This window comes from Zophobihabitans entericus (assembly GCF_011745665.1).
In the GTDB taxonomy this organism is placed as follows: Bacteria; Pseudomonadota; Gammaproteobacteria; order Enterobacterales; family Orbaceae; genus Zophobihabitans; species Zophobihabitans entericus.
Genome location: NZ_CP050253.1, coordinates 2,007,271 through 2,020,903, shown reverse-complemented (window position 1 = coordinate 2,020,903; position 13,633 = coordinate 2,007,271). Strand labels below are relative to the sequence as shown.

Genomic DNA, 13,633 nt, shown 5'->3' with positions numbered 1-13,633 from the left:
CACCTCTATGTATAAAAACCTTAAGCAATTAGGTATTTTTGACCCTGAGAAGATTACCCACTATACCCTTCGTCAGGAAGGAGTGAACGATATTTTAAAAATTTACTTCGTGAAAGAGAAAGGAGAATTCTTTGCCCGTAGTGTAAAATTTAAATATCCACGTCAACGTAAAATGGTCACGGCAGATAGTAATGGTGAACGCTATAAAGAAGTGAAAGAGATCAACCCGGTTCTGGTGAATATCATCAATGAACTTGATGCTTTAAAACTGCAACAAAAAGATAAAGATCTCGATCTTGCCACCAAAATTTTAACCGATTTACAGCATTTACAACGTGTTGTCGCTAATAAAATCTCAGAAATTGAAGCCGATGTTGAAAAGCTAAAAGCTCAGGGTAAGACTAAAAAGTAATTTCTCTCTATCTGTGTAAGATAATTCATAAACATGAAGTTTTAATGATATAAGGAGAAGATTCAATGAAGATGCCAGCATTATTTATCGGCCATGGTAGTCCAATGAATGCGGTTGAAAACAATAGCGTAACAGCCGCCTGGAAAAAGCAAATTGAATCCTTTCCTAAACCTAAAGCTATTTTAGTTATCTCAGCTCACTGGTATGTTAAAGCCACTGCTGTAACCTCTTCTGAACATCCAAAAACGATTCATGACTTTTATGGTTTTCCACCAGAGTTATTCGCGATTCAATACCCTGCTCCCGGTTCACAGGAACTGGTTAAAAGCATTAAAGAGCACTTGTCACCAGAAATCACTGTTTTATCTGATAATGAGCAATGGGGAATTGATCACGGTGCCTGGAGTGTACTCGTTCATCTTTATCCTGAAGCAGATATTCCGGTTGTCCAACTCAGCATTGACTCAAGTAAACCGATCGAGTATCACTATGAACTGGGTAAAAAATTAAATTATCTGCGTGAACAAGGCGTACTTATTCTGGGTAGCGGTAACGTGGTACATAATTTACGTATGATTATTTGGAATGAAAACGCACTCCCTCACCCATGGGCTATTGAGTTTAACTCTTACATTAAAGACGCAATCGTCAATGATAAACTCGGAAACGTTTTAAACTATAAAACCCATTCAGCAGCAAAATACGCAGTCCCGACAGAGGATCACTTTTTACCACTAATCTATATCTTAGGTTGTAAAAATGAAAGTGACAAAATAGAAGTCTTTGCTGAAGAGTTTAGCTTAGGGGCTTTAAGCATGACCAGCTACAAATTTTCTTAATAAAATCAAATGGTTAAAAAAAACATTAACAATAATTTGTGTTAATAATCAGTTAGTTAATTCTGAGACAACTCGTCCAGCTGCTTAATAAGCTCAAGTAATTTATTATGCTCATCCTGCTCTTTAAATGCTTCTTCAAAGTAAGGATGCAGAGCAAAATTAGTAGGCAGCTCTGCCCGCATATCAATCAATGCTTTCATGCGTGGCAGAAAAATCCATTGCAACCATTCATGTGCATGCATTCTGTCCACACAAAATGGCTCGACACTCTCAAATGCAGATGGCTCTGGTGCTGAAGTCTGCCATAATGACGTCTTGCGCATTTCAGATTCAATATCATTTAACAATTGTAACACTGGTAAATGTTGTTCAAGCATAGACTTTTCCTGATTAAAATTGATTAAGGTTCTATAACGTATCCAGTCAAAATAAGGACCAGGATCTGTTTTACGCCCTGGCGCTATATCGCTATGACCAACGATATCGGTAAGGGGATAAAACTGAAATAACAGTTCGGTTAACTTAGCCAGTACCTGATACTGAACATCGGTAAAACTTTCTGTATCGCAACCTTCCAGTTCAATGCCAATTGAAAAATCGTTACAATTTTTTCGTCCATGATAACTTGACACACCCGCATGCCATGCTCGCTTATCACAGGAAACAAACTGAATAAGCTCACCGGTACGACGAATAAAAAAGTGACTGGAGACTTCTAAATGGGCAATAGTAGCAAAATAAGGATGCTCGTTTGGATCGAGCTGACCGGTAAATAACTGCTCGACATGAGGACCACCATATCGATCTGGTGGTAAACTAATATTATGAATAACAAGTAAAGTCGGCAACTGGTTATCCGGGCGATCATTAAAGTAAGGAGATGCAACCTGCTTAATGCCTGTCATAAAACCATCGATTATTTCAGGATGCATCTGTTTCTCACTTATTTCATTCATTACTCAGATTAGATATTACTTTTAAAAGTATTACACTGAGTAATGTCACCTTTCTCAAAACCACGCTGGAACCAGTCATAACGTTGTTGTGAGGTACCGTGTGTAAAGCTATCTGGTACTACTCGTCCTGAACTTTGATGTTGCAGGCGATCATCGCCAATCGCCTGAGCAGTTCTTAATGCCGCTTCTAAATCACCTCTTTCTAAAATATTTTGATCTTTAAGCGAAGCACCCCAAACACCGGCATAACAGTCAGCCTGGAGTTCAGTCATCACCGATAACTGATTCACACGTTTTTCGCTTTGGCCTTGTTGTAGCTCTCTGACTTTATTTGTTGTACCAAGTAGAGTTTGAACATGGTGTCCAACTTCATGAGCAATAACATAAGCCTGAGCAAAGTCACCGCCACCACCTAATTTTTGTTTCATATCATTATAAAACGATAGATCGATATAAACAGTGCTGTCTGTTGGACAATAAAATGGTCCCATCACTGCCTGACCTGTACCACAACCTGTTCTTGTGCTACCCGTATACATTACGAGTTTTGGTGGCACATACGTTTTGCTCATATCCTGAAATATCTCTGCCCAGGTATCTTCTGTGGAAGCTAAAATAATAGAAGTAAATTGAGCGGCTTTTTCTTCTTCCGGAGAACTAGTGGTATATTCAGTATTGGTTGAACCTGAAGTTAAGCTATTACTACCACCAAGAATTGGTGACAGATCCACACCATAATAACCAGCAACCAGTACCACAACTAATAAAACAATCTTACCCTTACCGGTAACAAGCCCACCTAAGCCACCAATTCCCTGGCGTGATTGACCACGACGGTCTTCTACATTATTACTTTCACGACGACCTTGCCAACGCATAAATATAGTCCTTTAAAAATTGATAAAATAACCCCGTTATTTTAATAAGTTACTCACTCAAAAGAAACCATAAAAAGATATTTTTAACAAATTATTGTCCTTCCTTTACTTATTAAATCTATTGAGAATTTCGATGTCCGCTCACAAAAATCTTGCAACGACTCAAACACACTCTTTCTGTTTACTCATTATCAGGCAATTTTACTCATTAACCCCTTCTTATTTAAGTGATTGCTTTATAACTCTCCTGAGTTTTTACTTAATCCAAAAGGAGAAGTTATGCATTTCCATCAATCTGGTTTTACTCTGTTTGAACTGATGATTGCAATTGCAGTTATCGCAATTTTAACTGCAATAGGTTTACCTGCTTATCAGGGCTACGTACAAAAAGCTGCGATGACTGATATGCTGCAAACCATGACACCTTATAAAACAGGTGTAGAGATTTGCGCTTTAGAACAAGGAGCCCTCACCGCTTGTAATTCGGGTAGCAGTGGTATTCCGGCAACCAAAACAACTACCTACGTGACGTCTGTTAGCACATCTGGTGGCGTTATCACTCTCACCGGACAAAGTGCACTATCCGGACTTATTGTAACAATGACACCAACTATTGATACGACTCATGGTCATCTAAACTGGTCCAGAACTTGTGTCGCTACACCAGCAAATACCAGTTTAACTGATGCCTGTAATGATGTTTTTCGTTTCTAATTGAGTGAGCTACTATGTCCCCTTACCAGTCTTTTAGTCTCGAAATATTAAATCAGTGTGTGATACATCAGGTTGTTCCGATATCTCTGCACGACAAACATTTAGAAATTGCTGCCTCAGAACATTCCTTAAAAAGGGATGCTGCACTGAGGTTTGCACTTGGTTGTACCATTCAGGTCACTATCTGGAGTGAACATCAACTGACAGAGGCCTTTAAACAGGTACAAAGCTATTTGTCTGCTGCTGACAATAAGTCTCTGACACAGGAAGAAACATCCATTATCAAACTGGTGAATGACATCTTAATTAATGCACTAAATCAGCGGGCTTCAGATATTCACTTTGAACCTTATCAGGATAGCTATCGTATTCGCTTTCGGATTGATGGTGTTTTGCAACACCATTTATCACCACCAAGAACAATCGCCAGACAAATCGCTGCACGACTCAAAATTATGGGACAGCTAAATATTGCTGAGCATCGTTTACCGCAAGACGGGTTGCTGGTCATTACTCATTATGAACAGCAGTTTTCTATGCGAATTTCTACTTTACCAGTGAATTATGGTGAAAAAATTGTCTTAAGAGTGATAGAGTCTAATCAGCAACATCTGGATATTAGTCAACTAGGATTAGCAGAAGAAGCCCTCACGCTGTATCAGCAAGTTTTAAATAATTCTCAGGGATTAATTCTGGTCACTGGTCCGACTGGAAGTGGTAAAACAATGACACTGTATAGCGGTTTAAAAGAACTCAATCAGGAAGGATATAATATCTGTAGTATTGAAGACCCGATTGAAATTCCACTTTCAGGGATTAACCAGACACAAATTAATACTAAATCAGGGCTCACTTTTGCCCATACACTACGTTCATTTTTGCGTCAGGATCCGGATGTGATTATGGTAGGTGAGATTCGTGATACTGAAACAGCGGAAATTGCCGTGCAGGCTGCACAGACTGGTCATCTGGTTCTTTCTACACTGCATACTAATTCCAGTTATGAAACACTAATTCGTCTTAATCAAATGGGAATCGCTAATTATCTGTTAGCCTCTAGTTTAAAACTGGTTATTGCCCAGCGTTTAATCCGTAAGTTATGCCCTTATTGTAAACAGAACGCAGCAGAACCCATCACCATTGAAACCAACCAGCAATATGATACTTTTCAACACTGGATACCAGTAGGCTGTGAGCACTGTTTATCAGGCTATTATCAGCGTATTGGTGTATATGAACTGTTAATCATTTCACCAGAAATACAAGCACTACTGCTCTCTTCTCAATCGTTTTCAGTCAAACAAATTCAAACCGTTGCGCAGCAACAGGGTATGCAAAGTTTATATCAGTCAGGACTCTCTCTGGTTAAACAAGGTATAACTTCTTACAGCGAACTGGTCAGAGTTCTTGATAATTAAGGATATTTATGACATCGTTACGAATTTACCTATGGCAAGGTTACAATCAAAATCAACAATATCAACAGAGTGAAATTGCTGCTCTCTCAGTACAAGAAGCCAGAGCCCGGTTACTCTTAAAAGGTCATTTACCGGTAAAGATACAAAGTGGCCCTAAGATTGAATCTCGTAACTTTTCCAGACCAGCCCTACTTTTGATAACCAGACAACTAGCCGCGATGCTGCAGGCCGGATTACCTCTCAATAGTTGCCTGACGTTAATTGCCAGTGAACATCCACAATCACAATGGCGTTTTATTTTGTCAGATATTGAGCAGCGTATTGCACAAGGGAATACTTTCTCTGATTCATTAACATATTATTCCGAAATATTTCCACCACTTTACCGACAACTTATTGCCACTGGCGAGCTAACTGGTCAGCTGGAACAATGTTGCTATCATCTGGTTATACAACAAGAAAGCAGCTTAGCACTACAAAAGAAAGTTAAAAAGACGCTGCGTTATCCACTCTTTTTACTGAGTGTCTCTATCGCTGTGACACTATTAATGCTACTTTTTGTGTTACCTCAGTTTGCGACCGTTTATGCCAGCTTTGATGCCCAGCTGCCCTGGTTTACTCAAAGTATTATCTCCCTGTCAGAGCTATTACGTGACTATTTTCTATTTTTACCCGTCTTCTCTCTCAGTATCTATCTGTTCTATAAAAAGTATTTGCTACTTAAATATCCCTATCAGATTCAGGTGCGGTTACTACAGCTTCCTGTTATTGGCAAAGTGTTACAACTTAGTTATTTAGCCCAAATCTTTCAGACTCTGATGATGACTCAGTCAGCCGGAATACCTTTATTTGCAGGGTTGACGGCGACTAAAAACACACTATCAAGCTTAGTTTATAAAAACATTCTTAGTCATATTCAACAATCGATTGAGCAAGGTCATTCCTTTAGTCAGTCAATAAAACAACATAATTTCCCAAGCCTCTGTTATCAGCTTATACGTATTGGGGAAGAATCAGGAACATTAGATTTAATGCTGGAAAAGCTCGCTTTGCATTTTCAACAACAGACTAATGAACTGGCAGAACAATTATCACAAAAACTTGAACCCATTCTAATGTTAGTTCTGGGAATTATTGTTGGTGGACTGGTCATTGCCATGTATTTACCTATCTTCCAGCTGGGTGACGTTATTCATTAGCTTGCAGGAATTTTATGAATATATTAATTATCGCCCTAGTCGGAGCCTGCGTAGGTAGCTTTCTGAATGTTATTGTATACCGATGGCAACAAGCGTCTTCAGTCTGGCACTTACTTAACTTAATTACTTTTGATCGTTCCCGGTGCCCTCACTGCCAGATACAGCTCTCAGTCATAGATCTGATCCCGGTATTTTCATGGCTACTATTAAAAGGTAAATGTCGCAGCTGCTTTATTAAAATATCCTCCCGTTATTTTGTCATTGAAATCATAACTACCACCGTATTTATTCTGCTATCTAATCACTTCAATACCCCACTTCAAATTATGTTATTTTGCGGACTCAGCTGCTGGTTTATTGTGCTCGCTTTAATTGACCTAGATAACTACCTGCTACCAGATATATTAACCCTGCCATTACTCTGGTTTGGCTTACTTTGTGCCTGCTGGAAGATAACGCTCCTTTCTTTGGAGCAAGCCTTTCTTGGTTGCATAATCGGCTTTTTGCTACTCTGGATACCTGCTAACTTATATTACTTATTTACTAAAAAGACCGGACTGGGTGGTGGAGATATTAAGCTCTTGTCTGCTTTAGGTACATGGATTCCTTATACACAACTCCCTTACCTACTGATAATTGCTTCTCTTGCCGGACTAGGATATAGTTTATACCTGTATCTGATTAAGAAGTCCTTACCACGGAAGATTCCTTTTGGGCCTTGTTTACTATTGAGTGGCTGGCTTCTTATGATTTATTTCTCCCCTAATTAAATTTACTCGTTAACTTATGACATATATTGTGGCGCTGACTGGTGGTATTGCCAGTGGTAAGAGTACAGTTGAAAAACTTTTTGCCCGTCTTGGTGTACCTATCGTCGACGCCGATATTATTGCCCGTCAGGTAGTAGAAAAAGGAACGGTTGCTCTGCAAAAAATTACCGAACATTTCGGGGATGGTATTTTACATACCGATGGTTCCCTTAATCGGGCAAAATTACGTACGATTATCTTTAGTCATGAAGCGGAAAGACTGTGGCTCAATCAGCTACTACATCCGATTATTCAACAAGAAACGCTCAGACAATTTGAACAAATAAAAGCACCCTATTTACTCTGGGTAAATCCATTACTTATTGAAAATAATCTGCAATTTTGTGCTAATCGAGTTTTACTCATTGACGTTAAACCCGAGATCCAGATCTCACGCCTGAAAAATCGAGATAATATTACTGAGGATCTGGCTAAAAACATGATATCATCACAGGCATCTAATACAGTTCGACGCCTGCATGCAGATGATATTATTGAGAATAATTATTCCACGGAGGAACTCACTGCTTTAGTGAACACATTACATGCTAAGTATCTTGAACTTTCAACCAATTATAATGACTAGAGCAGACTAACGTTATGAGCGATTCGTTACCTAAAATTATATTTGAACATCCTTTAAGTGAAAAAATGCGTACATGGTTACGGATTGAGTTTCTAATTAAACAGATTTACACCAATAAAATATTTAATCAGGATAATGCTCTGTTATTCTTTCATACCTTGAGTGAGTTGTTGGAAATTGTCGAACGCAGCGATGTACGTTCAGATTTGCTAAAAGAATTGGAAATCCAAAAACAAAAATTAGCTGTCTGGTCAAATGTCGATGGCGTTGATGTAGCTTTATTGCACTCATTACTAGATAAGCTATCTGCTTTATCGATTCAGTTAAATACCAATCCAAGACTAGGACAGGAATTAAAAGAGGATCGCTTCTTATCTTCTATTCGCCAGCGTTTAATGATCCCTGGTGGTTGCTGTAGCTTTGATTTGCCATCATTCTACTTGTGGCTGCATTTACCCCAATCTGAGCGCGATACCCAGGTTCTTAACTGGATTAGCTGTTTCTCTTCGTTACATGATGCCTTAGCAATTTGTATGCAGCTTATCCGTCAGACCAGTATATTTAAACCGTATCAGTGTAATAGTAACTTCTATCAGGATAATAATGAAGAAGCCGAACTATTACGTATCCGTGTGCCTTTAGAGCCACGTGTTTTTCCACAAGTTTCCGGAGCTAAGTCCCGTTATGCTATCCGTTTTTTACCCTTTAAAACCGGTGAGCAGGAACAAAGATGTGCGTTCCAATTTGAGCTGGCTTGCTGCTAGCCATATAGAGTTAGAACTTTATGAGTAATGATGAAATTGTTTATGTAAACTGCCCTACTTGTCAAAAAAGAGTTGAGTGGAACGAAAAAAATCCATTCAGACCATTTTGTAGCAAGCGTTGCCAGCTCATTGATCTTGGTGACTGGGCAAATGAAGAAAATAAAATCCCAAGTAATGAAGCAGTCACCGACAGTGAACTCTGGAGTGATGAGATTTTGTCCCAAATTGATAGAGATGAGAAGTAATGCGCATACTTGGTATTGAGACTTCCTGTGATGAAACAGGAATTGCTATTTATGATGATGAAAAAGGCTTACTGGCTAATCAGCTTTATAGTCAGGTAAAACTTCATGCCGATTATGGCGGTGTAGTACCTGAGCTTGCTTCTCGTGATCATATCCGTAAAACCATTCCGTTAATTCAGGCAGCTTTGCAAGAAGCTAACCTGACCTCTAAAGATATCGATGGCGTGGCGTATACTGCTGGTCCTGGACTAATTGGAGCACTGCTAGTTGGTGCATCAATAGGTCGTTCACTGGCTTATGCATGGAACGTTCCGGCTGTGGCAGTACATCATATGGAAGGCCATCTGCTTGCACCGATGCTTGAAGATAACCCACCGGAGTTTCCGTTTGTTGCTCTGCTGGTTTCCGGTGGTCATACACAGCTAATTAGTGTAACCGGAATTGGGGAATATAAACTGCTGGGTGAATCAATTGATGATGCTGCTGGTGAAGCTTTTGATAAAACAGCTAAACTACTTGGACTTGATTACCCCGGCGGTGCCCGCTTATCCAAATTAGCTGAACAGGGTCACTCAGAACGTTTCACCTTTCCACGTCCAATGACCGACAGACCAGGACTGGATTTTAGTTTCTCCGGACTGAAAACGTTTAGTGCCAATACTATTCGTCAAAATCAAAATGAACAAGGCCAGCAGGATGAACAAACTCGCTCAGATATTGCCAGAGCATTTGAAGATGCCTTAGTAGATACTTTGATTATTAAATCCCGCAGGGCGCTGGAACAAACAGGTTTTAATCGTTTAGTGATCGCTGGTGGTGTCAGTGCCAATAAAACATTACGAACTAAACTGGCCAAAATGATGGAACAGCGTCATGGGCAGGTATTCTATCCTCGTATTGAGTTTTGTACCGATAATGGTGCAATGATCGCTTATGCAGGTATGATTCACTTTAAACGTAACGAAACTGTTGATTTAGCGATTAATGTCAAGCCTCGCTGGCCTCTTAGTGAATCATAATTAAATATCTTAAATAAAAAAGAGAACTTTAAGTTCTCTTTTTTATTTAATTTTTTTCTTGCGCCAGACTTTGGGTTCTTCACCTTTAAACAGTCTTTGTATATTACTGCTATGTCTTGCCAGAATGAGACAAGATAGCATTGCCACTGGCATGGTTAATTCAGGTTTAAACAGCCATACATATAATGGTGCCAGTAAAAAACTTACTATCGCACCAACAGAAGAGTAACCGGAAATTAAAACAGCCAACAACCAGGTCACAGAGAATAGCGCTGAAAAATCCCAGCCAATAGCCGCCATTGTTCCCAGTGCAGTGGCTACGCCTTTACCACCTTTAAAATGAAAAAAGCATGGGTAAATATGCCCAAGACAAGCAGCAATAGCAATGATACCAAGAAAGAAAGGAGAAATGCCTAAACGATAAGCAAACCAGACAGGTAGCATCCCTTTTAATATATCAAAGAGCAGGACTAAAACACCGGGCAACGCACCGTTTAAACGCAGCATATTCGTTGCACCCGGATTTAAAGAGCCGTGTTCAGTTGGATTAGTTAAATGCATTAATCGACTAATAATCATTGCCCCGGACAGTGATCCGCATAAATAAGCAACAGCTATCATGATCAATACTGAATATAACAACCCTATTCTCCTTGTTTACATCAACTGACAACTATTATGACTTTTTAGTCGTCTTTTGGGTAGTTTTCTTTTTAACTGGTTCCGCTACAACTTTCTCTTTGCTAGTAGCTTTTACCGTTTTTACTGTTTTAACTGGTTTTGTCTCTTTGGCTACTTTCTCGGTTTTAGCTGATTCAGCAACTTTAGAATCTTTAGCTACTTTAGTCGCTTTTTCTGCCGGGGCAGATTTTGCGTCTTTGGCACTGATTTTAGGCTTATCACTTGCTTTAAGTGTAACACCAAGTGCTTTTTCTAAAATTGGCTTTAAGAATTGGCCAGTGTAAGATCTTGCCACTTGAGCAACATCTTCAGGTGTACCTTCAGCAATAATTTCACCACCGCCACTACCGCCTTCAGGACCAAGGTCAACAATCCAGTCTGCTGTCTTAATCACGTCAAGATTATGCTCAATAACCACGACAGTGTTACCTCTTTCGCTTAACACATGAAGTTGATTAAGAAGCTGTTTCACATCGGCAAAGTGTAAACCGGTGGTTGGTTCATCTAAAATATATAGTGTATTACCTGTATCACGTTTAGATAACTCTTTAGATAATTTAACGCGCTGTGCTTCACCACCTGATAACGTTGTTGCTGACTGGCCGATAGTAATATAAGACAGACCAACATCAACCAGAGTTTGTAATTTACGAGAAATCATCGGCACAGCATCAAAGAAGTCACGACCTTCTTCAACAGTCATATCCAGAATTTCGTTAATTGATTTACCTTTGTATTTGATTTCCAGAGTTTCACGGTTATAACGTTTACCATGACATTGATCACAAGGAACATAGATATCTGGTAAAAAGTGCATTTCTACTTTAATTAGACCATCACCCTGACATGCCTCGCAGCGCCCACCTTTAACGTTAAAACTAAAACGCCCCGGATTATAACCACGCGCTCGTGACTCAGGAACACCTGCATAAAGTTCACGAATAGAGGTGAAAAATCCGGTATATGTCGCCGGGTTTGAACGTGGAGTTCGTCCAATCGGGCTTTGGTCGATCGCGATCACTTTATCAAAATGATTTAAACCATCGATTGATTTATAAGGCGCAATTTCACTTTTTTCCGCACCATTCAGTTCATTTTGAGCCAGTGGATATAAAGTATCATTAATCAGTGTTGATTTACCTGACCCGGAAACACCAGTAATACAAGTAAACAGACCAACCGGAATACTCAGTGTGACATCTTTTAAGTTATTACCTGTTGCCCCTCGTAGTACTAGCTGACGCTTTGCATCTGGTTTAACACGTTTTTTAGGCACTTCGATACACTCTTTACCGGACAGGAATTTACCGGTCAGGGAATTAGGATTATTCATGATATCTTGTGGCGTACCTTGTGCCACAATTTCACCGCCATGTACACCTGCCCCCGGACCAATATCGATCACATAATCCGCAGCCATAATGGCTTCTTCATCATGTTCAACGACAATCACGGTATTACCTAAATTTCTTAAATGAGTCAGTGTATCGATCAGGCGTGAATTATCACGTTGATGTAAACCAATTGAGGGTTCATCAAGTACGTACATTACACCAACCAGGCCGGCACCGATTTGACTGGCCAGACGGATACGCTGTGCCTCACCACCTGATAATGTTTCAGCAGAGCGGGATAACGTTAAGTAATCTAACCCAACATTAATTAAGAACTGAAGGCGTTCATTGATCTCTTTTAAGATTTTCTCAGCAATCTTAGCACTTTGACCACTTAACTCTAAAGTATCAAAAAACTGTTTGGCTTTTTTAATGCCAAGGTCTGTGATAGACGGTAAATTAGTATCATGAATAAATACGTTACGTGCTTCACGACATAAGCGAGAACCATGACAAGTTGGACATGAGCGATTACTGATATATTTAGCGAGCTCTTCACGAATCGTTTGTGAATCCGTTTCACGGTAGCGACGACTTAAATTATTAACAATACCCTCAAATGGATGAGTACGCAGTACAACATCCCCACGATCATTGGTATATTTAAACTGAATTTCATCATCACCAGAGCCATTTAACAAAATATCTTTGACATTTTCAGGTAGTGATTCATAAGCTGCATCGATATCAAATTTATAGTGCTCTGCTAATGATTTTAACATCTGAAAGTAATAAAAATGGCGACGATCCCAGCCTTTAATAGCACCTGATGCCAGCGATACTTCCGGCATATGAATAATACGCTGTGGATCAAAATATTGCTGTACACCTAAACCATCACAATCAGGACATGCCCCAGCCGGATTGTTGAATGAGAATAATCTTGGTTCAAGTTCAGCTAAGCTATAACCACAAATTGGGCAGGCAAAGTTAGCTGATAAAATGATTTCTTCTGCCTTTGGATCATCTAAATTAGCGATCGTGACAATCCCACTGGCAAGATCTAGCGCTGTCTCCAGTGATTCAGCCAGACGTGATTTTAAATCATCACGAATTCTGAAGCGGTCAACAACCACTTCAATAGTATGTTTTTTCTGTAATTCAAGTTCTGGTGGTTGAGATAGATCATAAATCTCGCCATCAACACGCACACGGATATAGCCACTGGCTGAAAGCTGCTCAAATAATTTAACATATTCGCCTTTACGTTCTTTGATTACTGGAGCCAGAATCATATAACGATTTTCTGCCGGCAATGCCATAATCAAATCGACCATTTGCGTTACCGTTTGTGCTTTAAGTGGTAAATTATGGTTAGGGCAACGCGGTTCGCCTACACGGGCAAATAACAGACGTAAATAGTCATAAATTTCAGTGATAGTACCTACTGTTGAACGCGGGTTATGTGATGTCGATTTTTGTTCAATTGAAATCGCTGGCGACAAACCTTCAATATGATCAACATCTGGTTTTTCCATTAATGACAAAAACTGACGCGCATAAGCTGACAGAGATTCAACATAACGACGTTGACCTTCTGCATATAAAGTATCAAATGCTAATGATGATTTTCCGGAACCGGACAGACCAGTAATAACAACTAATTTATCGCGTGGGATGATTAAATTGATATTTTTTAAGTTATGCGTTCTCGCACCACGAACTTCAATATTCTTGATAGACATAAGATCTCTTACTAATAAAATTAACAGTCCATTA

13 protein-coding genes and 2 pseudogenes are annotated in these 13,633 nt (G+C 39.5%); 10 read left to right on the top strand and 5 right to left on the bottom strand.

The genetic code is table 11. From position 1 onward, the window contains the following. Nucleotides 1–7 precede the first annotated feature (7 nt). Nucleotides 8–412, top strand: a complete 405-nt coding sequence (locus tag IPMB12_RS09210) for a DUF3461 family protein (RefSeq protein ID WP_166917048.1) — start codon at nucleotides 8–10, stop codon at nucleotides 410–412. A gap of 71 nt (nucleotides 413–483) precedes the next feature. Beyond that, nucleotides 484–1,251, top strand: coding sequence for a 4,5-DOPA-extradiol-dioxygenase (gene ygiD, locus IPMB12_RS09205; RefSeq protein WP_166917761.1), 768 nt, complete (start codon nucleotides 484–486; stop codon nucleotides 1,249–1,251). Between the two features lie 56 nt (nucleotides 1,252–1,307). Here ygiD and IPMB12_RS12285 read toward each other — a convergent pair whose 3' ends face one another. The 3 genes and pseudogenes from IPMB12_RS12285 to ypfJ all read right to left on the bottom strand — a co-directional run bounded on the left by IPMB12_RS12285 (nucleotide 1,308) and on the right by ypfJ (nucleotide 3,085). Continuing rightward, entirely contained in the window at nucleotides 1,308–1,574 is a 267-nt protein-coding gene (locus IPMB12_RS12285) for a YqcC family protein (RefSeq protein ID WP_407704085.1), read from the bottom strand. A 57-nt stretch (nucleotides 1,575–1,631) separates the two neighbouring features. After that, nucleotides 1,632–2,183: pseudogene (gene ampD, locus IPMB12_RS12280) on the bottom strand (1,6-anhydro-N-acetylmuramyl-L-alanine amidase AmpD); the annotation flags it as partial. Nucleotides 2,184–2,215: 32 nt separating this feature from the next. Then, complete coding sequence (gene ypfJ, locus IPMB12_RS09195) at nucleotides 2,216–3,085, bottom strand: KPN_02809 family neutral zinc metallopeptidase (RefSeq protein ID WP_166917044.1); 870 nt, start codon at nucleotides 3,083–3,085, stop codon at nucleotides 2,216–2,218. Between the two features lie 279 nt (nucleotides 3,086–3,364). On the opposite strand from ypfJ, the gene ppdD reads away from it, so the two are divergent. Genes ppdD through tsaD form a run of 8 tightly spaced genes read left to right on the top strand, consistent with a single transcriptional unit; the run spans nucleotide 3,365 to nucleotide 9,839 of the window. After that, complete coding sequence (ppdD, locus tag IPMB12_RS09190) at nucleotides 3,365–3,799, top strand: prepilin peptidase-dependent pilin (RefSeq protein WP_166917042.1); 435 nt, start codon at nucleotides 3,365–3,367, stop codon at nucleotides 3,797–3,799. A gap of 14 nt (nucleotides 3,800–3,813) precedes the next feature. Continuing rightward, nucleotides 3,814–5,217: a type II secretion system protein GspE gene (gene gspE / locus IPMB12_RS09185; RefSeq protein ID WP_166917040.1), complete on the top strand. Its 1,404-nt coding sequence runs from the start codon at nucleotides 3,814–3,816 to the stop codon at nucleotides 5,215–5,217. Between the two features lie 8 nt (nucleotides 5,218–5,225). Continuing rightward, nucleotides 5,226–6,416 carry a protein transport protein HofC gene (gene hofC, locus IPMB12_RS09180; protein WP_166917038.1) on the top strand — a complete coding sequence of 397 codons (1,191 nt, stop codon included), beginning with the start codon at nucleotides 5,226–5,228 and terminating at the stop codon, nucleotides 6,414–6,416. 14 nt (nucleotides 6,417–6,430) lie between these two features. Beyond that, nucleotides 6,431–7,186: a prepilin peptidase gene (locus IPMB12_RS09175; RefSeq protein ID WP_166917036.1), complete on the top strand. Its 756-nt coding sequence runs from the start codon at nucleotides 6,431–6,433 to the stop codon at nucleotides 7,184–7,186. A 16-nt stretch (nucleotides 7,187–7,202) separates the two neighbouring features. Beyond that, nucleotides 7,203–7,811 (top strand): dephospho-CoA kinase, encoded by a 609-nt coding sequence (coaE, locus tag IPMB12_RS09170; protein ID WP_166917034.1) that lies wholly within the window; start codon nucleotides 7,203–7,205, stop codon nucleotides 7,809–7,811. 14 nt (nucleotides 7,812–7,825) lie between these two features. Then, nucleotides 7,826–8,575, top strand: a complete 750-nt coding sequence (gene zapD / locus IPMB12_RS09165) for a cell division protein ZapD (protein ID WP_166917032.1) — start codon at nucleotides 7,826–7,828, stop codon at nucleotides 8,573–8,575. A 20-nt stretch (nucleotides 8,576–8,595) separates the two neighbouring features. After that, a complete protein-coding gene (yacG, locus tag IPMB12_RS09160) occupies nucleotides 8,596–8,820 on the top strand; it encodes a DNA gyrase inhibitor YacG (protein WP_166917030.1) in 225 nt (74 codons plus the stop codon). Further along, nucleotides 8,820–9,839 carry a tRNA (adenosine(37)-N6)-threonylcarbamoyltransferase complex transferase subunit TsaD gene (gene tsaD, locus IPMB12_RS09155; RefSeq protein WP_166917028.1) on the top strand — a complete coding sequence of 340 codons (1,020 nt, stop codon included), beginning with the start codon at nucleotides 8,820–8,822 and terminating at the stop codon, nucleotides 9,837–9,839. Before yacG ends, tsaD begins: the two co-directional genes overlap by 1 nt. A gap of 42 nt (nucleotides 9,840–9,881) precedes the next feature. Here the strand turns inward: tsaD and plsY are convergent, their stop codons facing one another. Together plsY and uvrA are read right to left on the bottom strand one after the other, a co-directional pair. Then, the gene (gene plsY / locus IPMB12_RS09150) at nucleotides 9,882–10,481 is read right to left on the bottom strand and encodes a glycerol-3-phosphate 1-O-acyltransferase PlsY (RefSeq protein WP_166917026.1); all 600 of its coding nucleotides are present in this window, start codon (nucleotides 10,479–10,481) and stop codon (nucleotides 9,882–9,884) included. A 286-nt stretch (nucleotides 10,482–10,767) separates the two neighbouring features. Continuing rightward, nucleotides 10,768–13,593, bottom strand: a pseudogene (uvrA, locus tag IPMB12_RS09145) (excinuclease ABC subunit UvrA); the annotation flags it as partial. Between the last annotated feature and the right edge of the window lie 40 nt (nucleotides 13,594–13,633).